This window comes from Candidatus Saganbacteria bacterium, assembly GCA_026387835.1.
Lineage (GTDB): Bacteria > Margulisbacteria > WOR-1 > JAKLHX01 > JAKLHX01 > JAPLKZ01.
Genome location: JAPLKZ010000013.1, coordinates 1 through 25428, shown reverse-complemented (window position 1 = coordinate 25428; position 25428 = coordinate 1). Strand labels below are relative to the sequence as shown.

At 47.5% G+C, this 25428-nt stretch carries 25 protein-coding genes; 8 read left to right on the top strand and 17 right to left on the bottom strand.

Going from position 1 to position 25428, the window contains the following annotated elements; genetic code table 11:
- Positions 1-170 precede the first annotated feature (170 nt).
- From NTZ10_06780 to NTZ10_06755, 6 genes are read left to right on the top strand one after another with little or no spacing between them, the layout of a single operon-like run.
- On the top strand, positions 171-962 hold the full coding sequence (locus NTZ10_06780) for an efflux RND transporter periplasmic adaptor subunit (GenBank protein ID MCX5749926.1): 792 nt from the start codon (positions 171-173) through the stop codon (positions 960-962).
- Positions 947-1669, top strand: a complete 723-nt coding sequence (locus NTZ10_06775; GenBank protein ID MCX5749925.1) for an ABC transporter ATP-binding protein — start codon at positions 947-949, stop codon at positions 1667-1669. The genes NTZ10_06780 and NTZ10_06775 overlap by 16 nt, the downstream gene beginning before the upstream one ends.
- On the top strand, positions 1666-2619 hold the full coding sequence (locus tag NTZ10_06770) for an ABC transporter ATP-binding protein (protein ID MCX5749924.1): 954 nt from the start codon (positions 1666-1668) through the stop codon (positions 2617-2619). The genes NTZ10_06775 and NTZ10_06770 overlap by 4 nt, the downstream gene beginning before the upstream one ends.
- Complete coding sequence (locus NTZ10_06765; GenBank protein ID MCX5749923.1) at positions 2616-3665, top strand: ABC transporter permease; 1050 nt, start codon at positions 2616-2618, stop codon at positions 3663-3665. Before NTZ10_06770 ends, NTZ10_06765 begins: the two co-directional genes overlap by 4 nt.
- A complete protein-coding gene (locus NTZ10_06760) occupies positions 3665-4798 on the top strand; it encodes an ABC transporter permease (GenBank protein MCX5749922.1) in 1134 nt (377 codons plus the stop codon). The genes NTZ10_06765 and NTZ10_06760 overlap by 1 nt, the downstream gene beginning before the upstream one ends.
- 16 nt (positions 4799-4814) lie before the next feature.
- Entirely contained in the window at positions 4815-6122 is a 1308-nt protein-coding gene (locus tag NTZ10_06755; protein ID MCX5749921.1) for a TolC family protein, read from the top strand.
- A gap of 4 nt (positions 6123-6126) precedes the next feature.
- On the opposite strand, the gene NTZ10_06750 is transcribed toward NTZ10_06755, so the two are convergent.
- From NTZ10_06750 to NTZ10_06715, 8 genes are all read right to left on the bottom strand, one after another.
- Entirely contained in the window at positions 6127-6978 is an 852-nt protein-coding gene (locus NTZ10_06750; protein ID MCX5749920.1) for a hypothetical protein, read from the bottom strand.
- A gap of 70 nt (positions 6979-7048) precedes the next feature.
- Positions 7049-8428 (bottom strand): TolC family protein, encoded by a 1380-nt coding sequence (locus NTZ10_06745; GenBank protein ID MCX5749919.1) that lies wholly within the window; start codon positions 8426-8428, stop codon positions 7049-7051.
- Complete coding sequence (locus NTZ10_06740) at positions 8425-8715, bottom strand: hypothetical protein (GenBank protein ID MCX5749918.1); 291 nt, start codon at positions 8713-8715, stop codon at positions 8425-8427. The genes NTZ10_06745 and NTZ10_06740 overlap by 4 nt, the downstream gene beginning before the upstream one ends.
- Position 8716: 1 nt before the next feature.
- The gene (locus NTZ10_06735; protein MCX5749917.1) at positions 8717-11812 is read right to left on the bottom strand and encodes an efflux RND transporter permease subunit; all 3096 of its coding nucleotides are present in this window, start codon (positions 11810-11812) and stop codon (positions 8717-8719) included.
- Positions 11812-12711 carry an efflux RND transporter periplasmic adaptor subunit gene (locus NTZ10_06730; GenBank protein MCX5749916.1) on the bottom strand — a complete coding sequence of 300 codons (900 nt, stop codon included), beginning with the start codon at positions 12709-12711 and terminating at the stop codon, positions 11812-11814. The genes NTZ10_06735 and NTZ10_06730 overlap by 1 nt, the downstream gene beginning before the upstream one ends.
- A 3-nt stretch (positions 12712-12714) precedes the next feature.
- Complete coding sequence (locus tag NTZ10_06725; GenBank protein MCX5749915.1) at positions 12715-13170, bottom strand: MarR family transcriptional regulator; 456 nt, start codon at positions 13168-13170, stop codon at positions 12715-12717.
- 90 nt (positions 13171-13260) lie between these two features.
- Entirely contained in the window at positions 13261-14793 is a 1533-nt protein-coding gene (locus NTZ10_06720; protein MCX5749914.1) for a YifB family Mg chelatase-like AAA ATPase, read from the bottom strand.
- Positions 14794-14805: 12 nt separating this feature from the next.
- On the bottom strand, positions 14806-15174 hold the full coding sequence (locus tag NTZ10_06715) for a YraN family protein (GenBank protein MCX5749913.1): 369 nt from the start codon (positions 15172-15174) through the stop codon (positions 14806-14808).
- 113 nt (positions 15175-15287) lie between these two features.
- Between NTZ10_06715 and ilvD the strand changes: the two genes are divergently transcribed.
- Together ilvD and NTZ10_06705 are read left to right on the top strand one after the other, a co-directional pair.
- Positions 15288-16946 (top strand): dihydroxy-acid dehydratase, encoded by a 1659-nt coding sequence (ilvD, locus tag NTZ10_06710; protein MCX5749912.1) that lies wholly within the window; start codon positions 15288-15290, stop codon positions 16944-16946.
- A gap of 59 nt (positions 16947-17005) precedes the next feature.
- Complete coding sequence (locus tag NTZ10_06705) at positions 17006-18469, top strand: phosphodiester glycosidase family protein (protein ID MCX5749911.1); 1464 nt, start codon at positions 17006-17008, stop codon at positions 18467-18469.
- Here the strand turns inward: NTZ10_06705 and fmt are convergent.
- The 9 genes from fmt to NTZ10_06660 form a co-directional block, all read right to left on the bottom strand.
- Entirely contained in the window at positions 18456-19391 is a 936-nt protein-coding gene (fmt, locus tag NTZ10_06700) for a methionyl-tRNA formyltransferase (protein ID MCX5749910.1), read from the bottom strand. The genes NTZ10_06705 and fmt overlap by 14 nt on opposite strands.
- Positions 19388-19720: a hypothetical protein gene (locus tag NTZ10_06695; protein ID MCX5749909.1), complete on the bottom strand. Its 333-nt coding sequence runs from the start codon at positions 19718-19720 to the stop codon at positions 19388-19390. Before NTZ10_06695 ends, fmt begins: the two co-directional genes overlap by 4 nt.
- Positions 19717-20058, bottom strand: a complete 342-nt coding sequence (locus NTZ10_06690; GenBank protein MCX5749908.1) for a DUF5674 family protein — start codon at positions 20056-20058, stop codon at positions 19717-19719. Before NTZ10_06690 ends, NTZ10_06695 begins: the two co-directional genes overlap by 4 nt.
- A gap of 38 nt (positions 20059-20096) precedes the next feature.
- A complete protein-coding gene (def, locus tag NTZ10_06685) occupies positions 20097-20582 on the bottom strand; it encodes a peptide deformylase (protein MCX5749907.1) in 486 nt (161 codons plus the stop codon).
- 38 nt (positions 20583-20620) lie between these two features.
- Positions 20621-22627 (bottom strand): primosomal protein N', encoded by a 2007-nt coding sequence (gene priA / locus NTZ10_06680; protein MCX5749906.1) that lies wholly within the window; start codon positions 22625-22627, stop codon positions 20621-20623.
- Between the two features lie 70 nt (positions 22628-22697).
- Complete coding sequence (gene coaBC, locus NTZ10_06675; protein MCX5749905.1) at positions 22698-23903, bottom strand: bifunctional phosphopantothenoylcysteine decarboxylase/phosphopantothenate--cysteine ligase CoaBC; 1206 nt, start codon at positions 23901-23903, stop codon at positions 22698-22700.
- Positions 23904-23930: 27 nt separating this feature from the next.
- Entirely contained in the window at positions 23931-24239 is a 309-nt protein-coding gene (locus NTZ10_06670) for a DNA-directed RNA polymerase subunit omega (GenBank protein ID MCX5749904.1), read from the bottom strand.
- Complete coding sequence (gmk, locus tag NTZ10_06665) at positions 24236-24859, bottom strand: guanylate kinase (GenBank protein ID MCX5749903.1); 624 nt, start codon at positions 24857-24859, stop codon at positions 24236-24238. Before gmk ends, NTZ10_06670 begins: the two co-directional genes overlap by 4 nt.
- A gap of 141 nt (positions 24860-25000) precedes the next feature.
- Positions 25001-25428: SUMF1/EgtB/PvdO family nonheme iron enzyme (locus NTZ10_06660; protein ID MCX5749902.1), on the bottom strand; the 428-nt coding region annotated here is incomplete at its 5' end.

Genomic DNA, 25428 nt, shown 5'->3' with positions numbered 1-25428 from the left:
TTTTGGTATAATCAACCCGGCATTCTACATTTTTGTATTATTATTTGACCTAGCTAGTAAACACTGGCTTATAATATATTCCTTCATTTCCGTAAGTTGTTTGCAAACCTAAAATATATTGTTATAATATGAAAATCTTAAGCAATTAAGTTCAATAAGGAGGGAAAGAAATGAATAAGCGTTTGATCATCATCGGGATCGTGTTCGTTGTTATTATGGTAGCCGGATACGGGACTTTCTTTGCGCTCCGTTCTTTAAACAAGGGGATCTACGGGAGCGGGACCATAGAGGTGACCGAGATCGTGGTCAGTAGCAAGGTTACAGGCCGTATCATCCAGTTGAATATCGATGAGGGATCGGATGTCGTCACAAACGAAGTTTTGTGTCAGGTTGAAAGACAGGATTATCAGGCCCAGCTTGACAGCGCCAAGGCGAAATGCGAATTGGCCAAGAAAGAGCTGCAGCGCAACAAAGAAGCGTATGCGACCCGCTCTATCAGCGCTGACCAGCTTGACACGGCCCAGCATAACTATGAAGCTATGGCAGCAGCTCTGACTCTTGCCGAAAATCAGCTGGGCTATACAACGATCACATCTCCTATCAAAGGTTCAATACTTTCAAAGGCGATTGAAATGGGAGAACTTGTTGTGCCGGGGTCGCCTATCGCGACAATGGCAAACCTTGACCAGGTCAAACTGTATTTATATGTCGGGGACAAGGTTGTCGGAAAGCTGAAATTGGGTGATAAGGTCAAGGTAACGATCGATTCACAGCCAAAAAAACCTTTTATGGGATGGGTCTCCTATATATCCGACAAAGAAGAGTTCACCCCAAAGCCGATCCAGACACAGGAAGAAAGAACAACATATGTCTATAAGATCAAAGTCATCGTCCCAAATCCGGACCATATCTTAAAACCCGGAATGCCGGCAGACGGCGAGTTCTTATGCAATTCGCAATAGAGACAAAAAAACTCACCAAAAAGTTCGGCAATAACACGGCGGTAAATAGCTTAGACCTTCAGGTCCGTCCCGGTGAGATCTTTGGCCTTGTCGGCCCTGACGGTGCCGGAAAAAGTACGACCATGCGTCTTATCTCCACAGCTATGACCCCGACTTCAGGAGAAGCGTTTGTCCTCGGGTTTGACACCAAAAATCAGGAAGAGGAAATCCGCGACCGGATCGGCTATATGCCCCAGCGTTTTGCTCTTTATGGAGATCTGACCGTTGATGAGAACATCAATTTTTTCGCGGAGATCTATGGACTTTCCAAAAGCGAGATCGGCCCGAAAAAGAAGGAACTGCTGGAGTTCACGGGCATGTCTAAATTCGCTGACAGAAGAGGAAAGAACCTTTCCGGAGGTATGCAAAAAAAACTCGCCCTTGCCACCAACCTTATACACAAACCCGAGATCATCATGCTTGACGAGCCGACGCTCGGGGTAGATCCGATATCCCGAAGAGAGTTCTGGCGGATCCTTTACGGGCTGACAGATGTGACGATCGTAGTCACCACCCCTTATATGGACGAAGCCGAGAGATGTACCCGCATCGCGCTGATACGGGAAGGACATCTTCTCAACTGCGATACGCCGGACAATATTAAACATCTATACGGAACAAAAAGTCTTGAGGAAGCCTTTATAAAGGCGATTGAAACGGCAAAATGAGCGAAGATATAACTATCGAGGTCAAGGGCCTGGTAAAGAAATTCGGAAGCTTTACCGCAGTGAATAATATAAACTTTTCGGTAAAGCGGGGCGAGATATTCGGTTTTCTCGGACCTAACGGGGCCGGTAAAACCACCACGATCAGGATGCTGTGCGGCCTGCTTGAGCCGACTTCCGGCATCGGCAAGGTCGGAGGATATCTTTTGGGAAAAGAATCTCAAAAAGTAAAACAGCATATTGGCTACATGTGCCAGAAGTTCTCCCTTTATGATGACCTTACTATCGGAGAGAACATTGATTTTTACGCCGGGATGTACCAGACCAGCAAAGCTACCAGGGCGCAGCAGATGGAAAAAATACTGCAGCAGGCGGAGCTCACAGAGTGCAGGGATATCATCACCGGGACTCTTTCACTATCGGTCAAGCAGCACCTGGCGCTCGGCTGCTCCATCATACACGAGCCGAAGATCTTATTTTTGGACGAGCCGACTGGCGGGGTCGATCCGATATCCCGCAAGAAATTCTGGAAAGTGATCGGAGAGCTGGCTTCAAGCGGGGTCACGATCCTTGTCACCACTCATTATATGGATGAGGCAGAGATGTGCAACAGAATCTCCCTGATCAGCGCGGGACAGATGATAGCCTGCGATTCGCCGGCCAACCTCAAGTCCAAACTGATGACCAACACGCTCTTTGAGATCGAAGTTGATCATGTGATGAAAGGGCTGGAAGCATTAAGAGTGCAGCCTTTCAGTAAAGATGTGTCGCTTTACGGGGTTTTTCTTCACGTGCTTGTCGAGGACGCAAAATATGAAAAAGATATCCGGGATACACTGGCAAAAGAGAGCCTGCAGGTCAAAAGAATAGAAAAAATACTGCCGTCACTTGAAGATGTGTTCGTTTTTCTTGTGGAAAAACAGCAGGCCGAACTCGCAAAAGGAAAAAAATGAAATCAAGCGCTATCAATCCTAAACGGCTGTATTCGGTGATCAAGAAAGAGTTCATCACCATATTCCGCGATCCGATCTCGCTCACCGTCATGCTCATCATGCCGGTCTTCATGCTGGTCCTTTATGGTTTTGCCGCGACGCTGGACGTCAACCATATCCCGACTGCGGTCCTTGACAAGGACAAAACGGTCGAAAGCCGCAATTTTATCGACCGCTTCGTCAAGAACAAGTATTTCAAGCTCCAGTCTTTCATTTATTCCGACAAAGAGATCCCTGTCATCCTTGATAAAGGCAAGGCCAAGGTAGTGCTCAGCATCCCGCACAAGTTCGGGCAGGCGATCAGGGGAGGCAAAAAAGCGACTGTCCAGGCTTTGATAGACGGCTCTGACTCGACATGGGCCCAGTCCGCTGTCGGTTATGTGCAAACTATATCTGCCGGGTTCAATCAGGACCTTATCCAGATAAAAGTCAATCAACTCGGCCTTGTAAGGCCGGTGACCTCACCCATCAAATTGATACCGCGCATCTGGTATAACGAGGATTTGCGTTCCATGGATTTTTATATACCGGGCCTGATCGCCGTCATCCTGATGCAGGTCTCGGCTGTTTTGACTTCACTGACGATCATCTCGGAAAAAGAACAGGGCACCATAGAAAGCATCATCGTCAGCCCCATCAGGAAGTATGAACTGATGCTGGGTAAAATTCTTCCTTATGTGATGTTTATGGTCGGAACGATGGCCCTTGGCCTTTTTATCTCTACCACCGCCACATCCAGCCAGGCGGCGATGCAGATGGCGGCGGTCACAACACTGCTCCCCGCGATGCTCCTGTCCGGTTTTACATTCCCGATCGAGAACATGCCTGTGGCACTGCAGGCGCTGTCGCTCTTTGTCCCGGCGCGGTATCTTATTGATATTTTGCGGGCGATCTATCTTAAAGGCGTCGGACTTTCCTGTTTCTGGCAGGATTTCGTCGGGATGACCATTTTAAGCCTGTTCTTTATCGCGGTCAGTATTGCAAAATTTAAAAAGAGGTTAGACTGATGTTTGACAGCCGTTTGTTCCATTTTATGAAAAAAGAGGTCCTGCAGCTGATGCGGGACAAAAGGATGCTGTTCATAGCTATCGTCATGCCGATAGTCCAGCTTTTTCTTTTGGGATATGTGGCGTCAATGGACATCAAGCATCTTTCAACAGCTGTGCTGGACGATGACAAGACATATGAAAGCCGCGAGTTCTTAAGACGGTTCAACGCGACCGAGTATTTTGATTTCAATTACTGCCTGCAGAACAGGGGACAAATTTCTCGCTACCTTGACAACGGCCGGGCAAAACTGGTGATATACATTCCCCATAAATTCGGGCAAAAGATCGCCCATGAACAGACCGCGGATGTTCAGGTGGATATGGACGGGAGCAATGCTTCGATCGCCATGATCACACAGTCATATGTCGGCGCGGTCGGGAGCATGGCCTCGGCCGATATTTTTAAAGAACGTTTGTTCCGGCACGGTCTGGCAAAGTACGCCAGCCCGCTGTTCGATATGCGTACCAGGATCTGGTACAACGGGGATATTGAAAGCCGTTATTTCTATGTTCCTGGGATCTTTGCGCAGTTGTTGATGCTGATAAGCATGATCCTGACCGTTTCCTCGATCGTCAAAGAAAAGACCCGCGGAACGATAGAGATGCTTTCCGTCACCCCGCTTAAACCGATGGAACTCATCATGGGGAAATTGATCCCGTTCGCCGGTGTTGCAATGTTTGATATGTCCATAGTTTTTTTGATCTCCACGCTCTGGTTCGGAGTGCCGATGCGCGGCAGCGTTTTCCTTCTGTTCGTAACAGGAGCGGTCTATCTTCTGGCCGGGCTCGGGACCGGAGTTTTGATCTCTACATTCGCCGTTAATGAGAGGCAGGCGGGCATGCTCAACCTGCTGGTGACCGCGCCCCAGCTTCTTTTATCCGGCTTTGTTTTCCCGATCGAAAATATGCCTCTGTTCATCCAGTTCGTCACATATTTCGTACCGTTGCGATATTTCCTTTCGATCGTCAGGGAGCTTTTCCTTAAAGGAACAGGGATCACATATCTGTGGCCTGAGATCTGGCCGCTGCTGCTGATCGGCATATCGATCCTGACGGTCAGCGTATTAAAATTTCGTAAAAGTTTAGTGTAATATAAAGGAGGGCATAATGAGAAAATATCTTTTAGTCCCGTTCATTTTGATCCTGTTCATGGCGCAGGCGAACGCGATGGACCTTGACGAAAGCATCAATTTTGCGATAAAGACCAACCCTACGGTGATCGCGTCGCAGAAAAAAGCCGCGGCAGCAGGCGCTAAGTTGAACCAGGCTATAAGCGCGTTTTTCCCTGCGGTTAATGTAAACGGGAATTTGAACCAGGCTTATTCTTCGCCGCAAACAGTACAGATCACTACCGCCGGCGTGACGCAGAATGTTACCTTTGGAACGGATGCCACAGCAACCGGTTCAGGACTACAGGCGCAACTTTCACAGCCGGTCCTTGTAACCGCTCTTTTTCCGGAACTGGGGATCGCCAAGAAAGGCGCTGATTCGGCAACACAGCAATATCAACAAACGGTCATTGATACATCATTCAATGTGACCCAGGCATATTTTGGGGTATTAAAATCGATCAAGATGGAAAAGCTGATGAGCGATTCGCTTGATATGGCCACTGCTCACCGTAAACAAGTGCAGTCAATGATGAATGCCGGTTTGGCCAGGAGAGCGGACTTTTTGCAGTCAAAGGTCATGGAAGCTGACGACAATGTGTCGCTGATCCAGTCCAAGTATGATATTGAACTTTCAAAAGATTCTTTTAATAATGTTTTGGGAAATGACATGAAACAGCCGGTCGATGTCAAAGACGAAGGTTTTACAGGTAAAGCCGACGGTCTTCAGGATTATGACACGCTTCTTAAGGCCGCATATGATAACCGCCCTGACTGGAAAATGTATCAGCTCGCTACCGGCATCAGCGAGGACCAGGTCCGGCTTTCGCAGACCGATTACCTGCCGAGCATCGTTCTGTCGGCGAATTCAGGTAACCAGCTTACCCAATTCCCTACTTTCCAGTCAAACGTCAATTCATGGAAAGTGATGGGAAGCGGGTCATGGAACATCTTTGACAGCTTTGCAAGAGAGAACCGTGTTAAGGAAGCATTTGAGAACCTGGCAGCCCAGAAGGCCAATGTCGATCAGTTCAAGAATAATATCGCCATGGAGGTCCACGGCTCTTATTTGAACCTGAAAAGTGCTCTGGATATAGTCATTGCTACGAAGCAGGCGGTGGATTCGGCCGAAGAAAGTTATCAAGTCTCAAACTCGTTATACAATTCCGGCCTGGGAACGAATGTTGATGTGCTCGACGCCCAGGTGTCTTTGACGCAGGCCTGGACAGATCATCTTAATGCTTTGTTCAATGTTGAGATAGCTAAGGCTAAAATAAATAAAGCTGTCGGTAAAAAGATGCTATAACCCTTCAGACTGTTCTGGATGCTCCTACCCTGCCGCAGATATATGCGAACAAGAACAGCATTATAAACTGGACCAGGCTGCCTATCAGGACCACCGTTGTTACTCTCGGCTCATTAAAATTGGCAGTCGCTATTATCAGGGCTGCCGCTATATTGCGCGCGCCGGATCCCAGTGAAAACACAACTCTTTTAGGCCTGTCAAAACCTATAAAGAAGAATCCTATAACCAAAGCAAAGACCGTAAATAGGAATGTGAGATTATACACGCCCGTACCATAGGCGGAAATTATTATCTTATGATCCACCAAAATAATAAAGACCCCGGCTAATAAAAGGCTGACGGACGAAATTCTCATCATCGCAGGTTTTAGGAAATTAGCAATACGGATGCTCCCAGCAGTCACAAGGAGTCCGGAAATGAGAGGAAACAGCATCAGGACGATCAAAGGAGCGGCTATTGCAAAAGGGCTCACGGAAAGTCCCGGAATGGCAAGAGGCAATATAAAAGGAGCGAAAGCGACTGTTGAGATCATCATCAGGACCATAAAGCCCACAGCATGAGCAATATCTCCTTTTGCCAGAGTTATCAGCTTTGGTAGGAATGGAGCGCCTGCACAGCATGCGATGATGATCAGCCCGGCATGCAATCCTGGATCAGCCTTTAAGAAAACTGATAATGCGAAAGCCATCAGAGGGATAAGCGCAAAATTGGAAAGAAGCGCCAGAAAAACGATCCTTAAATTTTTTATCGGTTCAATGATCTCTTTTATTGTCAGACCGAGCCCGGCACCGAACAGGCTGGTCAGGATAAAGGTGTACATGGAAATGCTGACAAGAAGCTGAATGATGGTCCTCATATATAAATATTATACATTATATATATTGTTTTTCTGGGTATAACATTCTTTTCGCAACCGGACGCGGAGATTATATGACCTTGTCCCCGACAGATTTGTTCAGCCTGGCTTTTGAGACCTCGAGTTCATATCTCGCCGCCCAGTAGTTAAGCATCGAGAGCGAGTAAGCGTTCTGAGCGTCAAGATATGCCTGCTGGGTCGTGATATTGGACTTGTACGCGGCTTCGACCGATTTCAGAGCCCTGTCAGACAAATCGGATGCGATCCTTGCTGCTTTTACCTTCTCTATAGTGCTGTTCAGGGTCAGGAGCGACGCGGTCACGTCTATCGTCACACTGTCCCTGACCGATTGTTCCTGTGCTTTCATCGAATTGAGCGTAGCATATGCTTCCCTTATCTTGTTCTGGGTATTGAAGCCGTTAAAGATCTCCCATTGCGTGACGAACATCGATCTCCAGTTAGCCAGATCGTTGCTCCATGTCTTATTGGTCTGATATTCGCTTGCTGATCTGCCGAAGGAATACTGGTATAGTATGCTGGGCAAATAGGTGCCGTAGGAAAAAGCCACCACATTGCGTGAAATATCGATCCCTATCTCGAACGACCTGAAATCCGGCCTGCTAACATAAGCCTTGTTCAGCAATGAATCCAGCGCCGGCACAGGTCCCTGTACACCCGGAAGAGCTTCTTCCTTCAGGTCGAAATCTTCCGCGAACTTTTCGCCGATGGCGGCCTGGAAAGAAAGCTTTGACAGGTCATAGAGCATCTGGACCTGCATCTTCATGACCTCCTGGTTAGCCACCGCCGATTTCATCCTGATAAGGTCTGAGACGGGCGCTATGCCTGAATTATAAAGGACCTCCGTTATCCTTGAGTTCCTTTTCAGGTTCTCCACGGAATTTGTCATGATCTCTAAATATTTTTTTTCCTTAAGCACTTCAAAATATGCGGATGTGACATTGTATGAAGTATCTTGTTGCGCCTTCCTGAGGTCCTGACCTGCAGAATCGTACTGGGATTTTGCGATCGACATGTTTGTGACGACCCTTCCGCCTGCGAACAGGACCTGCTGGGCTGTCAGGCTGTACGAACTGGTTTTCGCGGCTTCGTCAGGACCTGCGGTGATAGACCCGCCTCCGAACTGCGAAGGCAGCTGGATGACCATAGGCTGGACATAATTCTGTCCTTTGCTCGCGCTTAGATTAAGTGACGGAAGAAGATAAGAACCGGCCTGCCCCATTTTGGCGGAAGCGATATTGACCTTTTCCTGGGCGTTAATTATTGCCGGGTTCTTCGAGTATGCAAGATCTATTGATTGTTGCAAGTCGAGCTCGACGGCAAAAGATATATTGCACGCTCCAAGCATAAAACAGGCGGTCAAAATAGAAGTCCGGAATGTTTTTACGCTCCGCAAATTTGATGCCTTGATTTTCCCTGATCCGGACTTCATATCGCCACCTCCATCGGGACAACAAAAACTTTCAACCCTTCGTCGAGGAATTCTTCCTTTATCTTTTTTAATCCCGGCAGGACATTTGAAGCAGCGGTTTCATCAACTACCGCCAGCACTGCGGAATTTGAGCCCGGCCAGACATGCGTATCAAGATGCCGCTCTGAATGACCGCCGATGCCGTGCAGGTAAGGGAATTTCGTGTAATGCTTTATCCCTGACTTATTCATTATTTCCAGTACATTGTTCTCTATGGCCGGCGCATAAACAATAAATAATCCTTTCATTTTATTTTCCTCCTCCAGCGCCTTTGTCCTTGAACCGGCTTTCTACAATGAAGTAGAACGTGGGAACGAAAACAAGACTTATCGTCGCCGACACAATCAGACCTCCAAGAACGGCGATTGACATATTCTTCCAAAAGCCCGAACCTTCTCCTGTTCCGAAAACAATTGGGAGCAGACCTAATATTGCGGTGCATGAGGTCATCAGGATCGGACGAAGCCTTGTTTTTCCCGCTTCAAGGATCGATTCCTTTATTTCTATGCCTCTTTCCCTGAGTATATTCGTATAATCTACAAGGACTATTGAATTTTTTACGGCGACACCGACCACCATTATCAGGCCTATAAAAGGCATCACTCCGAACGGCAAGCCCGTCAAAAAGAGGGCCCAGACGACCCCGACAAGCGCGAACGGGATTGCGAACATGATAATGAAAGGTTCGAGGAAAGATTCAAACTGCGCGACCATGACAAGGTAGATCAGGGATATTCCTAAAATAAGGGCTATGAACAGAGATTTAAAGCTTTCTGCCATTTGTTCGGCATTGCCGGTTATCTTTACCGTGACATCGGCCGGAATACTCGTCTTTGATATTATCCTGCTGACGTCCCTTATTATATCTCCGAGAGGCCTGCCGAAATAATCCGCTTCATATCTTTCATATCTTTGCTGGTTCTTCCTCTCGATCACCTGAGGCCCGTTGCGCAGCTCCACAGTCGCAATGTTACCCAAAGAAATATTCTGCCCCATCCTGTTGGTCACATAAACATTCTTTATATCGTCGATCGACTTTCTGCTGTCCTCGTCAAGCCTGACAAAGATATCGTATTCATCCCCCTGCTCACGGTATTTTGTGGAGGTGTTCCCGTAAATATACTGCCTGGCTGCCATCGCCACATCATACATCGTAAGCCCGAAATCCGAGGCTTTTTCCCGGTCGATCTTCAGGGCGTATTCCGGATTAGTCTTTTCTCTTGAAAGTGACGGGTCGACAATACCCGGTATTCTATCGAACTTTTGCTTGAGATCTGAAGTAACCTGGTCCATTACATCAAAATTATTCCCGTATATTTCAACTGTGACCGGTTTATTCGCTCCGCCAAGCGCGTTTGCCCCGGCTGCGGCAAAAGTAATATTCTTGAGGCCGGGGATCGACATGGCAATACCGGCTACCTGTCTTTGTATCTCTTTAAGCGATCTTTTTCTCTTGTCCATCGGGACCAGCTTAAGATAGATCTTGCCTTTATTGGGTCCGGAATCGTTCGTGAGGCTGACCCTCTGGCTTGACCCGGCAGTGATAAGAATGAACTCGAGTTCCGGCACCTGGCGTTTTACCTCCGCCTCGATTTTTCTCATGATTTCAGCAGTACGCTCAAACTTAGAACCCGCGGCAAGCTCCACTGTCGCGGTCGCAAGACCGTTATCCTGGTCGGGAAAGAATTCAGTCCCCACCACCAGGAACAGCGGCATGCTCAGAAAAAATATCAGGGAGCAGATGATGACGACCCTTTTTCTGTTGTTGAGGGACCAACTAAGGATCTTTTTGTATTGTTCCTCGATAAAATTAAAGGCTTCTTCGCTTCTGTCATGGATGTCCGAAAAGAAGTTCTTCTTGTTCTCTCCTTCTTTTTTTATCTCAAGAAGCTTGGACGAAAGCATCGGGGTCAAAGTCATTGCCGTAAAAAGCGACATCGATATCACTACTATCGTGATAATGGATAATTGGTTGAAAAATATCCCGATGAAACCCTGGACAAGGAGTAACGGGATGAATATGGCAAGGTTGGTCGTTGTGGAAGCGATAACGGCGCCTGACACTTCTCCCCCGCCGTAAATTGCAGCCTCGACCGGAGCTTCATGTTTTTTTTCCATGTGCCTGTAAATATTTTCCATGACCACGATCGCATCATCCACCACCACACCTATGGAAATGATGATGGACGCAAGCGAAATTATATTTATTGAAGCTCCTGTATAGAACATATAAATGAACGCGGCAATTATGGACATCGGGATGGCCAGTGATACGATCAGGGAACCTCTTACGTTCCTTAAGAAGAATAGGACCGTCAGCACGACAAACAGGAAGGACCAGTACAATGTTTTGGTCAATTCGTTTATTGACCTGGAAATATATTCGGAAGTGTCCTGCACATAACTGAATTTAATGTCCGGCGGGAGTTCATCCTGCATCCTGACTATTTCTTTCCGGAGCGCCTGGGTGACCTGCACGGTATTTGCACCGGATTGCTTCTGGACCATCAGCATTATTCCCGGCTTTTGGTCCACCTCGGTCATATTATCCGGCTCTTTGAATGAATCCGTAACTCTTGCTATGTCGGAAATAAAAATACTCTTGCCCTGGTAACTCCCGATCACTGTCTTCGATATCTCGTCCATGTTCGAATATTCTCCGGGGATCCTTATCCCGTATTCGAGTTCCGTTGATTTGATGCTGCCGGCAGGCATGGAAAGGTTCGCAGCCTGGAGTGCCAGGTTGACCTGCCCGATAGAAAGGTGGTAGGCTTCCAGTCTTGTCCTGTCGACATCCACGTTGATCTGCCTCTGCAGACCACCGAGGATCGTGACGGTGCCGACACCCTGCACCCTTTTCATCAGGTTTGTGATTTTTTTGTCCGCTAAGTCGTACAACCCTTTATATGACTGATCCGCTGAAACACCCATGATCAGGATCGGGATCTGTGATGTATCGAATTTATATATTGTTGACGGCTGGACATCTTTCGGGAGCTTTGCGTTTATCAGGTCCATCTTGTCCCTTACATCAGCCGCAGCCGCATCGATATCAGATCCCCATTTGAAATTGATCGTCACGATAGAGATGTTCTCCATGCTGTTGGAAGTGATCTTGTCGATGTTCGTAACGGTGGCAACTGAATCCTCTATTACCTTTGAGACCGTTATTTCAATATCGTCCGCGCTTGCTCCGGGATAAGGTGTGATGATCGTCAGCGTCGGGAGTGATATGTTAGGGAGAAAATCAAGCGGCAGACGGGAATAACTTAAGACCCCGAATATTATAAGGACTATAAATATCGAGAAGGTAAAAAGCGGCCTTGTGACAAAATTCTTTATCATTATTTGACCTCGATGGTCGATCCTTCCGTAACGATCCTCTGGCCGTTTATGATCACTTTGTCGGTCTGTAAAAGACCGCTTTTTATCTCTAATTCATTCTCGCTTTCGATCCCTTTGACGACATTTTTTTTCATGGCATGACCGTTATCGGCGGTAAAAACATAATCTTCCTCGTTATTAAGGACTGCATCCGACGGGATTATCATCACATTAGATTTTTTCTGGAGAATAAGGTCCACTTTCGCGAACATTCCCGGCCTTATTATATAGGAAGTATTGGGAATGATTATCTCAACCTGGATGGTCCGCGTGCTTGGATCGATCACCGGTCTTATCCTGCTGACCGAACCTCTGAACACTTTTCCGGGAAGCGCATCAGGGTATATCATGGCAGGTGTCCCTTTTGAAACAAGAGTATAGAATTTTTCCGGCACATTGGCATATATCTTTACATTATCAATGCCGTAGATGACAAAAACAGGGTTATTGGTTCCTACCGAGCTGATCACCTGGTCGCCTATCTTTACGAGCTGCATTCCGATAAATCCCGATATAGGGGCACGGACTACCATGTCCTCATATATGGGATCGTCCTCTTTTATCCCCGCCAGAAATGAGAGCAAAACATCGCCTTTGCTGACATGGTCGCCCTCTTTTACAAAGATCTCTTCCACTCTGCCCGCGATCCTGGGCCTTACGCTGACCTCGGACTCGCCTTTTATGTCGCCTGTCAGGGTCAATATATTCTCTATGGTACCTATCTTGGGGGTTGTGACGGTTACCGGAATGATGCGCCCGGTCTCGAGCTTTTTCGCGCTCCTTATCCTTGTGCATGCCCTGTAAAAAAGAAGAAGAACCAGCAGTACCAGTATTATCCAGACAATTCTTTTTGTTTTCATCTTTTATCCCCTTTCTTGTTCCTGTCTTATCGCGCCGGTCAATTTTTCTATGATGTGCAGAAGGGATTTCCTGTCGCCTTCGGACATTTTGCCGAAAATTCTGGCCATACTGTCCATTTTATGTTCTTTGGCTTTTTTTATAAGGTTCTTCCCTTTCTGATTAAGACAAACCCTTACGATGCGCCTGTCCTCAGGGTCCCCTTTTCTTTCGACAAAGTCCTCCTTTATCAGCCTGTCTATCATCATGGTCATGTTGCCGAGCGTCACTCCGAGCTCGGCGCTGAGGTCTGACATCTTGGGACATTCCTTTTTGGCGATAATGTTCAGCGCAACGAACTGCGGTATTGTTATATCGATATCGTTTATTTCCGAGAATCCACCGCCGTGGAAGCCCTTTGTTATGACTGACATGCAGCTTTCGAACTTTTCTATGAAGTCGTTCAGTTCGCCTGTGTTCATGGAATATGTTTACCTATTAAATAGTTTATATGATGAAGTAATTTTTGTCAATATTGGATCAGGGATTTTTTAGGGGGATTTTCATATTTTCTACAATATCCCTGAGAAATTCCCATCCCTATACTGCACCGCTTCGGCAATATGTCTGGCGGATATTTGTTCGCTTGTCTCGAGGTCGGCTATTGTCCGCGAAATCTTGAGGATCTTATCATACGACCTGCCTGTCAATCTGAAATGCAAAATAGCCTTTTTCATCAATTCTTCAGCTTCTTCGTCAAGGATGCAGTATTTCTTCACGTATTTTGACGTCATCTTGGCGTTCGAAGATATTTTTGTGCCGGAGAATCTTTCCTGCTGGATTTTCCTGGCCATTGACACCCTTTCCCTGATCGAAGAAGACGCTTCTCCCGAAGGGTAAGAGATGAGCTCTTCCTTTTTCAACCTCGGAACATTCACATGGATATCTATCCTGTCCAGGAGCGGTCCGGACAGTTTTTGAAGGTATCTTTGTATCTTAAAAGGAGGACATGTACACTCTGTTGTCGGGTCCCCAAAATTGCCGCAGGGACATGGGTTCATCGCAGCGACCAGCATGAACTGCGCCGGATATGTTATTGACGTAGCCGCCCTGCAGATAGAAATATCCCCGTCCTCAAGCGGCTGCCTTAAGACCTCAAGTACTTCCCTGCCGAACTCCGGGAACTCATCCATGAACAAAATTCCGTGATGTGACAGAGTGATCTCCCCGGGACGTGGTATCCTTCCGCCTCCGGTTATCCCGATATCTGATGTAGTGTGGTGCGGGCTTCTGAACGGTCTTCTGGTTATCAGGGAGTTCCTTGATGGAAGCATGCCGCTGATACTGTAGATCTTAGTTACCTCGAGTGCTTCTGCCAGCGAAAGCGGGGGAAGTATGGAAGGAAGCCTTCTCGCAAGCATGGTCTTGCCTGAGCCCGGAGGACCGGATAAAAGGATGTTATGGCCTCCGGCTGCCGCGACCTCAAGCGCTCTTTTCGCATGGAACTGGCCTTTGACCTCTGAAAAATCACAGTCGTATTCTGCTTGTTTTGAAAACAAAGCCTCAAGGTCTACCTTGTGTGCCTTTATCTCTTTATTGCCCGACAAAAAATCAATGGCTGAATTGACGCAGTCAACGGGAATGACCTCAAGTTGTTCTACAAGAGCTGCTTCATCTGCATTCTCTTTCGGGACTATCGCTCTTTTGATGTTTCCCTCTTTCAAGGCGCAGCACATCGGAAGCATCCCCTCGACCGGCCTGACATTTCCGTCCAAAGAAAGTTCTCCGAAAACAGCGGTATCTTCGAGCATCTTTGAGCCTATCTGCTCTGAAGCAAGGAGGACACCGAGCGCGATCGGAAGGTCATACATCGGCCCTTCTTTTCTTATATCGGCAGGAGCAAGATTGATCGTAAAATAACCGCCGGGAAATTCAAAACCGGAATTATTGATCGCCGCTTTGACCCTGTCGCGGCTCTCTTTTACTGCCGCATCCGGAAGCCCGACGATCGACTGTCCGGGCAGTCCGTGGCTTGAATCGACTTCGACATCTACCAGATAACTTTTTAATCCCAGGAAAGCTGCGCTTTTGATCTTGACAAACATAATATTCCTCCTTTAATTGATCTCGAAAGCATTCTTAAAATGCTCGGTCTTCTGTTCTCCTTTACGGTCTTTGTAGGTCGCGATCACATCGAACCTGCAGTTTATGCCCTTTACACCGTTCAACATGATGTATGTGCGCGCCGCGTGGATCAAAGATTTTTTCTTATACTGTGTTATAGAAAAGACGGGCTTGTAGAAGCTTCTATATGTATAGCTCTTTACCTCGACAAACACGAGGATATCTTCATCTTTTGCGATAATATCGATCTCTCCGTGATTGGACCTGAAATTCCGCTCAATGACCTTCCAGCCCATTTCGATCAGGAGCCCGCACGCAAGGTCTTCTCCGATGTTCCCGAGTATTTTGGATTCTATACCCACATCATACTCATCAGCAATTTGTCCGCCATCCTGCCTTCGATCTTCCCCTTTTACCGCTTAGAGCTTGCAGCTTTCCAAAATGCTATAATTTACCCAATGGAGGAAAATATATAATGAAAAGCGACAATATCAAAAAAGGCATAGAACGCGCACCTCACCGTTCTTTGCTGCATGCGACCGGGGTCACAAAAAAGAGCCTTGAAAAACCTTTCATCGGGATCGCGAACAGCTTCACGGACCTTGTGCCCGGACATATCAGCATGAAAGACTACGCGTCAGTCATCGCAAAAGGTATTCATTCAGGCGGAGGTATCGCTTTTGAGTTCGGTGTTCCGGCAATATGCGACGGCATCGCGATGGGACACGAAGGAATGTATTACAGTCTTCCTTCAAGGGAACTTATAGCCGATGAAGTCGAATCCGTCGCTAAAGCTCACGCTCTTGACGGACTTGTTTTATTGACAGCATGCGACAAGATAACCCCGGGAATGCTGATGGCAGCAGGCCGGCTTGATATACCGTGCATAGTAGTTACAGTCGGCCCGATGATGAGCGGCATGCACAGGGGAAGAAGGACGGACCTTGTTAAAGATACTTTCGAAGCTCTTGCATCCTGCAAAGCAGGCCAATTATCCGAAAAGGAGCTTGAAGAGCTTGAGATATGCGCCTGCCCGGGCGTCGGTTCCTGCGCCGGCCTTTATACGGCAAACACCATGGCCTGCGTCACCGAAGCTATCGGCATGTCTCTGACCGGCAGCGGCTCCTCACTTGCAGCTTCAAGCAAGAGCAGGATGATAGCTTATGAAAGCGGGGAGCAGATAGTCGAGCTCGTCAGGAAAGACATCAGCGCGAGAAAGATCATGACAAAGAATGCCATATTGAACGGCATCAGGATAGACATGGCCCTAGGCGGTTCGACGAATGCGGCCCTTCATATACCTGCGATAGCCCACGAGGTCGGGATAGATATCGACCTTGACACGATCGAAGAGATAAGCAGAAAGACCCCCCACATAACGAACCTGCGGCCGAGCGGCGAGCATTTTATGGAGGATTTTGAGTATGCCGGAGGTGTCCCTGCGGCGCTCCACGTCCTGGCCGATCTTTTGAACGATAATATCACGGTCAGCGGGAAAAACATCAAGGAGATAGCAAAAGCATCTTTAGTCCATGACAGCGATGTCATCAGATCTCTCGACAAAGCTTATCACAAAGAAGGCGGCATCGCCGTCCTGAAAGGAAATCTCGCGCCGCACGGTTCTGTCGTCAAGCAGACCGCGGTCAATGAAAGAGCGAAAGTCCTCATAGGCAAAGCAAAATGCTTTGACAGCGAAGAACTCGCGATGAAAGCGATAATGGACGGAAAGATAAAGGCCGGGGATATTGTTGTCATAAGATATGAAGGGCCTAAAGGCGGGCCGGGAATGAGGGAGATGCTGTCCCCCACTTCCGCTATCGTCGGGATGGGACTCGGAGATACCGTCGGGCTTATAACCGATGGAAGATTTTCAGGCGGTACAAGAGGCCCGGCTATCGGACATGTTTCGCCGGAAGCGGCCGAAGGCGGACCTATCGCCGTTATAAAAGACGGTGATGAAATAGAAATAAATATCCCGGCAAGAAAACTCGAGCTTAAGGTCAGCCAGAAAGAGATCGAAGAGCGCTTAAAGGTCTGGAAGCCGAAAAAGAAAGAACTGACGGGCTACCTTGCCCGCTACGCGCATTTTGTCACGTCGGCAAATACCGGAGCTGTTTTAAAAATACCGTCATGAAGGCCGTTTGCTCTGCGCTGATATTTTGTATTATCACCGGCACATGCTTTGCCGTAGAAATGACCGATATACGCTACAGCACGTCATCGGAAAACCTCAGGATCGTGATCCAGCTTGACGCCCCGGTGGAGTACACGGCTTTAAAGAAGGACAACGACATCATCATATCGATGCCAAATACTACAACAGACGAGTATCATGAAAAATTCAAGATATGGGACGGGATGTTCAAGGATTTTTCTTTCAGCAAAACAAAAACGTCTTTGAACCTTTTCATCGAGACAAGCTATCCCGTGAAAGAGAACATCTTTCCGTTGAAAGACCCTTTCAGGATAGTGATCGATATCCCCAGGCAGGAAGCGACTCCTGAAGCGGTGATCGAAGATGCCGCCGAAGAGAGCGTTCTTGAAGAGGCTGTTCCGGCCGCGCCGTCAAAAAACAAATGGTTATATTACTGCCAGAAGATAACTGACGGCCTCAACTATCTGACCGTGTCGCAGGATGATAAAAAAAACAGGATAACTGCAAGTGTCCTGTTCGTGGACCCCTCGAAAGTCGATGTCACCCCCGTCATCTCTGTCCGGGAGCTGAAGGGGCGCGACGGGGGCCCTATATTCGGGGCGCTGTTCGACGCTTTCTCAGGAGTGTTCGGAGGAAAACCCGAACCGTATTCGCATTTTGCAAAAAAAAGAGTGTCGGCATTTGTCAAGGCGGCAAACGCCTTTGCGGGTATCAACGGAAGTTATTTCTTCGGCAGCAGCACGCCCGTGGGTGTGCTTATCATAAACGGACAGATAATCTCGTCCCCTCTATACAACAGGACTGCGCTGGTCATATACAGGGACGGGAGGGCGAATATCGATTCCGTGATAATGGAAGGGTACCTTAAGCTCAAGAACGGCGAGACGCTGGGATTCTCGGGGGTCAACCAGCCGATAAACAAGAACGAGATCATGGTCTATACTCCGGACTACCAGAGGACCGATCCCTCCGGGTCTTCGACAAATATAATCGTCTCCGACGGAAAAGTGACGGACATCAATTACGGCGAGACTTCTATTCCTAAGAACGGTTTTGTGATCTCGGCCAACGGCATAGCCGGAGAAGCGATAAAAGAAAGATTTTCAAAGGGTGACCCCGTTAAATGGTTCTTCATGGCGACCCCGCCGCTGGAAGATATGACCCACGTCATAGCGGGAGGCCCCAGGCTGGTATACGACGGGAAAGTCTATATCACATCCAAAGAGGAAAAGTTCAGGCGCGACATCACAAGCGGAAAAGCGGCAAGGACCGCGGTCGGGATAACAAAAGATAACAACCTGTTATTCGTGGTCGTCGAGAGCAGCGGCAAGAACAAAGGTGCTACGCTGGCGGAACTTTCCCAGCTGTTAATTGAGCTGGGCGCAGTGGAAGCGATGAACCTTGACGGCGGAGGGTCTTCCTCAATGGTCGTCAACGGGGCAAAGATGAACAGCGGGTCGGAAAGAGCCGTGAGCAACGCGATCGTGATCAGGAAGAAGTGAACCTGTCCCCGGCCTGCACGTGATATCCACTAATGAAATCGTCAGCGCTCATCGGTTTAGAGTTTTCCGGCTGGACACTCTTGATCAATATTTCTCCTTCTCCGGCAGATATGATGATCCCTTTATTTTTAATGATCTCTTTCACCTGTCCGGCATCACCATTTCCAGTTTTCCCCGCTTCTCCTGTTAATATTTTAACTTTCTTTCCTTTAAAAACAGCAAACGCTCCCGGCCATGGGGTAAAAGCTCTGATCATATTCACGATCTCATCCGCGCTTTTATTGAAATCAATAGCCCCGTCCTGCTTCTTTATCATCTTGCAGTAAACAGCTTTTGAATGGTCCTGTGGAGTGAATTTTGCTTTCCCGCTTTCGATGTCTTTGATCACTTTAATAAGTAGTTTTGATCCTTCATTGAATAATCTGTCCGATAATGTCCGGGCATTATCATCTTCCGGTATTTTGACTGTTTCCTGCAGAATAATATCGCCTTCGTCCATTTTTTCGTTAAGTTTGATTATAGTTACGCCTGTTTCTTTGTCGCCGTTCAGAAGCGCGGCTTGAATAGGAGAAGGCCCGCGGTATTTCGGCAGAAGGGAAGTGTGAAGATTAATGCATCCGTATTTTGGTATTTCAAGGATCGATTTGGGCAGTATTTTCCCGTAGGCAACTACGACTATCAGGTCGGGTTTGATATCTTTAAGGCTTTCAATAAACCCCGGGTCAGAGGCTTTCAATGGTTTGAAAGTCTCAATTTTATCCATGTTTGCTGTATCAGCGACAGGAGAAGAAGATAATTTTAGTCCCCTGCCCTTCGGCTTGTCGGGGAAAGTGACTGCGGCTGTAATATCAAGACCGGAAGATATCAACTCTAATAAAACATAAGCGGACTGTGCCGGGGTCCCGAAGAATATGATCTTCATTTATTTAATCTTGCGGCATAATTAAAACAATAAAAATACTTTTGCCATTTTTTGTCGTCCGAGCCGTACTGGTTGTCGTATTCAAAATAATCCGCAAGGACCTCCCTCAAACGCGCCAGCTCTTTCAATCTGCGGACGTTCCTTTTGTCAGATATCGTCAGGTCAAGAAGTTCAAGCGCCCTGTCAAAAGAAAGCCTGTAATAGTCGGGCCTTCCCTCGTTGCGCCATTTTATCGAACGCTCGACCTCGCTGCCTATGTTCGCCATCTGTTCAAAAAATGTCAAAGCGTTCCATCTTCCTGAAGCAAGCTCTTTATGCTGATAATTCATCTTTTCACCAGACGGGCTACTATTTCAATGATCTTATCCCTTATGGCGGGACTTTCAACTGAGCGAGACCTGTTCGCTTGGGACGGCCTCAGATTTATCATGGAATCGAACTCGATCCGCCCGTCATCTTTTTCTTCGGGATAAATATTAATGCCCCACAAGGACGATTGTTTTGAGCCGTTTTCGATCAGAAGTGATTCCTCGTCCGAGTGCAGCTCTCCGTCTATGGCCATGATCCCTTTATCGATATCGACAACGGCTTTGACCATATTACCGAAAGTCCTTTTGGATGTTTCAATAAGCTCCGAGTTATCGATGCTGTCTGAAATGATTTTCATCTTGGAAAGATTATAGCATTATGAGATATAAAACTCGACTATATCGTCTCTTCTTTAGTCGGCTCTTTCGGCCTGATAAGGGAGGGGTCTTTTACTCTTTCAACGAACAACATGCCGTCAAGATGGTCGATCTCGTGCTGGAACACAACGGCCAAAAGGCCTTCAGCGTCTATTTTGACCTGCTTGCCGCCTTTATCCATTCCAGTAACACAGATCTTTTTATAACGCTCGACTGGCCCTTCCAGTCCCGGAACGCTCAGGCAGCCTTCCATGCAGACCTGTTTTCCTGATTTTTTTACTATCTTTGGATTAGCAAGGCGGAACAATTCATTTTCAAGCTCGACGACTATTATCCTCTCCGAAACGCCCACCTGGGGCGCGGCAAGACCGATACCCGGCGCGATCCGCATGGTCTCCACCATGTCATCCATCAATCTCACATGCGTAAGCGTCACCTTTTTAACGGCTTTCGCTTTCTTCTTCAGGACCGGGTTACCTTTTACCAGGATATTCAATATTGCCATTTTTGCCTGTACGGGCGGGTTTCAAACCCGCCCCCTACTCACCCTATATTTATCGGGTCCACATCGACGCTTATGCTGTAATCCTTCCGGTATTTCGGGTCGGAAACTATACCCCTCAACTCATCTTTTATGATATCCAAATCCCTGCCCTTAATCAATATCTGCCACCTTGACCTGCCGCGCACTTTCGCCAGGGAGGTTTGGACAGGTCCCAGGATCTCTATCCCTTTTTTCAATGAGATGAGCCTTTCCGCGATATCTTCCGCGACGCTTTGCCCCGAAGCGGGCTTCTTGCCATAGATCATCAGGTTTATCACCTGCCCGTAAGGAGGATATTTGCTTTCCCTGCGGTTCAGTATCTCTTTACCGTAAAATCTTTCATAATCATATCCCTTCGCGCAGGCAAAGGCATAATGGTCAGCGTTATAGGTCTGGACTATCACTTTTTCCGGTATATTATGGCGCTTTGACACGCCCGCGACCTCGAGTATCATCTGGAACGTGCTTTCTGCCGCCCTGAAATCCGGGGTCCCGAGTGCCATGTCCGCCGAGACGATCCCAGCAAGGGAAACTTTTGTGAGCTCCATGGTGCGCACTGCCATCTGCGTCCCTATCAGGATATTCGCGTCCCCTTCCGCGAACATCTTTATCACGACATCCTGGGTCTTCTTGACATCCGTGATGTCTTTATCGAGCCTCAGCGTCTTCAGCTTCGGAAAATATCTTGCGACTTCCCTTTCCACCTTTTGAGTACCGGTCCCAATGAACCTGACATCCGAGCTCATGCAGTTCGGGCAGACCACTGGGACCGTCTTGGTAAAACCGCAGCGGCTGCAGTGAAGGCTCTTGTCCATCGCATGATACGATAAAGAAACGGAACAGTTCGGGCAGACGATGGTGTTCCCGCACTCCTCGCACAAAAGAAAAGGCGCAAACCCTCTCCTATTTATCAGAAGAATGATCTTTTGGTTCTTTTCGACAACTGCCCTCATCTCTGCAACAAGCTTTTTGCTCAGTATCCCGAACTTATTTTTATTCTCTTCCCTCATATTGACGATATCAATTAACGGGAACGCCGGCAGGTCTTTTTTCCTTTCTAACTTGATGATCCTGTATTTTTTTTCATCCGCCTTATAGAAAGTCTCGACTGTCGGACAGCCGGAACCCAGGATCACGGGGATATTTTTCTGTTTTGCTATGAACAATGCCGCTTCACGCGCATGATATTTGGGGTTTTGTTCCTGTTTGTATGTGAATTCTTCTTCTTCATCGATTATTATCAGGCCCAAATCCCTTACCGGAGTAAAAAGAGCCGTTCTCGTGCCAAGGACGACCTTAAATTCGCCCGAATATATTTTTTTCCATTCCTCGATCAGCTCTTTCTGCGGGACAGAACTGTGGATCACGGCGATCTTTCCGGCAAATTCTTCTTTCATCGCTGAAACAAGCTGATTTGAAAACGAGATCTCCGGCACTAATATTATTGCCCCGAGGCCTTTTGATAATGCTTCTTTTATGCTCTTTATATAGAACGCGGTCTTGCCTGAACCGGAGGGACCGGATAAGAGGACAATGCTATAGCCCGACGCTAAACCCCTCGGCAGGCTCGGGGCAAGACGCGTCGGCTCCGTCTTTTCGGAATGGTCAAAGGAGCTGAACCGTTTAGGTTCGGGGCCAGGAGTTATCTCCAGTCTCTTTTTCCCTTTTTTATTTTCGAAACTCTCAACCCCTGGTATCATCATGGTCCTGAGGGCAGAACCGAAAAAGGAGACATAATACTGTGACATCCATTTTGCCGCTTCTACAGTATCTGCTGAAAAGAACGGAACATTGCCCCTGACATCCTCGATGCTTTTCATGCCTTTGATCTCTTCGGGAAGTTCTTTTAGAAATCCAACGATATATCCGACCTCTTTTCTTTTTCCGAACGGGATAATTACCTGCGATCCGATCTGAAGCTTGCCGGTCAGGCTGTCTGGTATTAAATATGTGAAAGGCTTATCGACAAAAGAGGAGACATAGGACAGAACTACCTGGGCATACATTTGAACGCCTTTCTTGAGCTCTAAGCTGTAAGCGCTAAGGATTAAGCCGTTAATCAAATTTACTTATAACTTAGTGCTTAGAGCTTAGCGCTATCTCATCAAGTATCTTCTCGGCAGATTTTGACTTGGGAAGTCTCGGCAGGTCTATAGATTTTCCGGATCTCTTTATGATGGTCACCTTTGATGAGTCATCTTCAAAAGCGCTCACGTCATTTGCAACTATCATATCGAGGTCTTTTGATCTGAGCTTATCTTTTGAATTCTTCAATAGATCCCTGCTTTCCACGGAGAATCCGACGATCACTTTCCCCTCTTTTTGTTTTGAGACGGATAAAAGGATGTCATCTGTCGGCTTGAGTCCTATATTGACGTTCTCTTTTCCCTTTTTTATCTTCTCGGAAGAAGCCTTTTGTGGTGTAAAATCGGATACCGCGGCCGACATCACCAGGATATCGCTGTCTTTAAAGTGCCTGGACACCTCGTCTTTCATCTGTCTTGCGTTCTGGACATTGACAAGTTCTATCCCGTCAGGCGCTTTGATATTTGCATTTGCGCTTATAAGGACGACATCCGCTCCCCTGTTGCGCGCCGCTTCAGCGATGGCAAAACCCATTTTCCCGGACGAGCGGTTCCCGATGAACCTGACAGGGTCTATCGCCTCTCTTGTGCCGCCCGCGGTTATCAGCAGCTTTTTCCCCGCAAGGTCCTGTTTGATCCCTATCTTATCGACGACCGCTTTTATAATATCATCAGTATTTGCCAGCCTTCCTTCACCTATATCGCCGCAGGCAAGTTCGCCTTTTTCAGGACCGATAAAGATCGAACCGAGTTTCCTGAGCTTTTTTACATTTTCCTGAACTGCCGCGTTCTTCCACATCTTCGTGTTCATTGCCGGCGCCATGACGATTGGACATTCCACCGACATGATTATCGTGGACAGGGCGTCATCAGCTATCCCTCCCGCGGCTTTGCCGATAATATTTGCCGTTGCCGGCGCGACCAGAAGAAGATCTGCGGAATCGGACAGGGCCAGATGAGGCATAGGCATCGATACCGTATTTTCGTCGAACATCTTTGCTATACAGGGATTTTCTGAAAGTGTCCTGAAAGTAAGCGGGGTCACGAACTCCTGAGCCGAAGCTGTCATCACGACCCAGACATCAGCCCCGAGTTTTTTAAGGCGCCTTACTATCTCGGCGGATTTATACGCTGCTATGCAGCCTGTCACTCCGAGGATTATCTTTTTATTGAGAAGAGGCCTGTTTATTAGGTCCATGTTGATGCAGGGCTTAAAAAGGGGCGACTATTTGCTCTTGGTCTTTTTCGCCTTTTTATGTTCTTTCTTTTCAAGGTTGTCTATCGTCCAGAAATCCTTTGCCTTCTGCTCGATGACCTTCAGCGGCTTTGCGACCGGTCCGCTGAGTATCTTGATCTTCAGCTTACCCGCCGCGAATTCTTTCATTGCCGTGTCGATCGGGTTCAGCGGATTAAAATCGTCGATATACGGGATCGAACCTTCGCTGATCTCTTTCGCCCGCGTCGCGATCGCGTTGGAAAGCAGATATTTATTATCTGTCACCTTTATTAATGAATCAATGGTTGGTTGGCTCAATTAAGGAATGTCCTTTCTTTTTCTACCTTAATTATAGCATTTATTTTGTCGGCCGCGGACTCGACCTTGTCGTTCACGACTATATAATCGTACTTTTCCATCACCTGCAGTTCTGCTATCGCCGCCCTCAGCCTGTAATTGACCTGCTCCTCTTTTTCGGTCTTGCGCCTCTTAAGCCTGAAGGCGAGTATGTCTACCGAAGGCGGTATAAGGAATATGAAGACCGCATTGGCGTGCTTCACGCCCGTCTTTGTCACAAAATCCTTTATGGTCGAGGCTCCCTGCACGTCCACTTCCAAAATGACGGCATTGCCTTTATCAAGATGCTCCTGGATGAATTTTTTTGATGTCCCGTAGTACGCGCCGTGCACCTGGGCCCATTCAAAGAAAGTATCTTTTTCTACCCTGTCAATGAAATCTTTTTCGTGTATGAAAAAGTAGTCCTTGCCGTGTTTTTCGCCAGGTCTTGCCGGCCTTGTCGTGGAAGAGATAGAAAGTTCGTATTCGGGCGCTATCTTCATCAGCCTGCGCACGACAGTGCTTTTCCCGACCCCCGAAGGTCCGGAAATGACCACCAGTAGACCTTTTTTCTGTTTAACTTTGGCTTTTTTATGCGGCATTATTGAAATTATAGCATAATGAGAACTTATTTTTTCGTGATCAAATTAATTGATTCAATCATTTATGCACATCCAATTGTTTGCGCCGGAAAAGGCGTAAAGCCTGCCTGCCGGCAGGCAGGGGGCAAAGGACAAAAGGTGTTAACCTAAGTCTTCGGCGAGGCGGAAGCCGATATTGTCGCACTGTTTCCCCGGTTTGTCGATGCTCCGGTACGCGGCCATCAGTTCATCAGAATTGTTGCTATACCAGGAACCGCCGCGCAACACCCTATTAGTACCGTTGTCCGGCCCTTTAGGATTCGTTAAATCTTTTGGATCATATCTACTCGCATACCAATTCTGTACCCATTCCCATACATTACCCGCCATATCAAATATCCCTGAAGGAGTCGCGCCCGTCGGAAATTTGTTGACAGGAGTTGTTCCTGTGTTATTGAAATTAACGCGCCCTTCATACGACTCATTTCCCCACGGATATATTCTTCCTTCAGTCCCTCTTGCCGCGAATTCCCATTGTGCTTCTGTAAGCAGACCGAACTTCCTGCCAGTTGTTTCCATTAGAAATTTGC

Bases quoted from the DNA above. Each gene is read 5' to 3' on its own strand.
- NTZ10_06780 (MCX5749926.1), top strand. From the start codon at position 171: ATGAATAAGCGTTTGATCATCATCGGGATCGTGTTCGTTGTTATTATG.
- NTZ10_06775 (MCX5749925.1), top strand. From the start codon at position 947: ATGCAATTCGCAATAGAGACAAAAAAACTCACCAAAAAGTTCGGCAAT.
- NTZ10_06770 (MCX5749924.1), top strand. From the start codon at position 1,666: ATGAGCGAAGATATAACTATCGAGGTCAAGGGCCTGGTAAAGAAATTC.
- NTZ10_06765 (MCX5749923.1), top strand. From the start codon at position 2,616: ATGAAATCAAGCGCTATCAATCCTAAACGGCTGTATTCGGTGATCAAG.
- NTZ10_06760 (MCX5749922.1), top strand. From the start codon at position 3,665: ATGTTTGACAGCCGTTTGTTCCATTTTATGAAAAAAGAGGTCCTGCAG.
- NTZ10_06755 (MCX5749921.1), top strand. From the start codon at position 4,815: ATGAGAAAATATCTTTTAGTCCCGTTCATTTTGATCCTGTTCATGGCG.
- NTZ10_06750 (MCX5749920.1), bottom strand. From the start codon at position 6,978: ATGAGGACCATCATTCAGCTTCTTGTCAGCATTTCCATGTACACCTTT.
- NTZ10_06745 (MCX5749919.1), bottom strand. From the start codon at position 8,428: ATGAAGTCCGGATCAGGGAAAATCAAGGCATCAAATTTGCGGAGCGTA.
- NTZ10_06740 (MCX5749918.1), bottom strand. From the start codon at position 8,715: ATGAAAGGATTATTTATTGTTTATGCGCCGGCCATAGAGAACAATGTA.
- NTZ10_06735 (MCX5749917.1), bottom strand. From the start codon at position 11,812: ATGATAAAGAATTTTGTCACAAGGCCGCTTTTTACCTTCTCGATATTT.
- NTZ10_06730 (MCX5749916.1), bottom strand. From the start codon at position 12,711: ATGAAAACAAAAAGAATTGTCTGGATAATACTGGTACTGCTGGTTCTT.
- NTZ10_06725 (MCX5749915.1), bottom strand. From the start codon at position 13,170: ATGAACACAGGCGAACTGAACGACTTCATAGAAAAGTTCGAAAGCTGC.
- NTZ10_06720 (MCX5749914.1), bottom strand. From the start codon at position 14,793: ATGTTTGTCAAGATCAAAAGCGCAGCTTTCCTGGGATTAAAAAGTTAT.
- ilvD (MCX5749912.1), top strand. From the start codon at position 15,288: ATGAAAAGCGACAATATCAAAAAAGGCATAGAACGCGCACCTCACCGT.
- NTZ10_06705 (MCX5749911.1), top strand. From the start codon at position 17,006: ATGACCGATATACGCTACAGCACGTCATCGGAAAACCTCAGGATCGTG.
- fmt (MCX5749910.1), bottom strand. From the start codon at position 19,391: ATGAAGATCATATTCTTCGGGACCCCGGCACAGTCCGCTTATGTTTTA.
- NTZ10_06695 (MCX5749909.1), bottom strand. From the start codon at position 19,720: ATGAATTATCAGCATAAAGAGCTTGCTTCAGGAAGATGGAACGCTTTG.
- NTZ10_06690 (MCX5749908.1), bottom strand. From the start codon at position 20,058: ATGAAAATCATTTCAGACAGCATCGATAACTCGGAGCTTATTGAAACA.
- def (MCX5749907.1), bottom strand. From the start codon at position 20,582: ATGGCAATATTGAATATCCTGGTAAAAGGTAACCCGGTCCTGAAGAAG.
- priA (MCX5749906.1), bottom strand. From the start codon at position 22,627: ATGTATGCCCAGGTAGTTCTGTCCTATGTCTCCTCTTTTGTCGATAAG.
- coaBC (MCX5749905.1), bottom strand. From the start codon at position 23,903: ATGGACCTAATAAACAGGCCTCTTCTCAATAAAAAGATAATCCTCGGA.
- gmk (MCX5749903.1), bottom strand. From the start codon at position 24,859: ATGCCGCATAAAAAAGCCAAAGTTAAACAGAAAAAAGGTCTACTGGTG.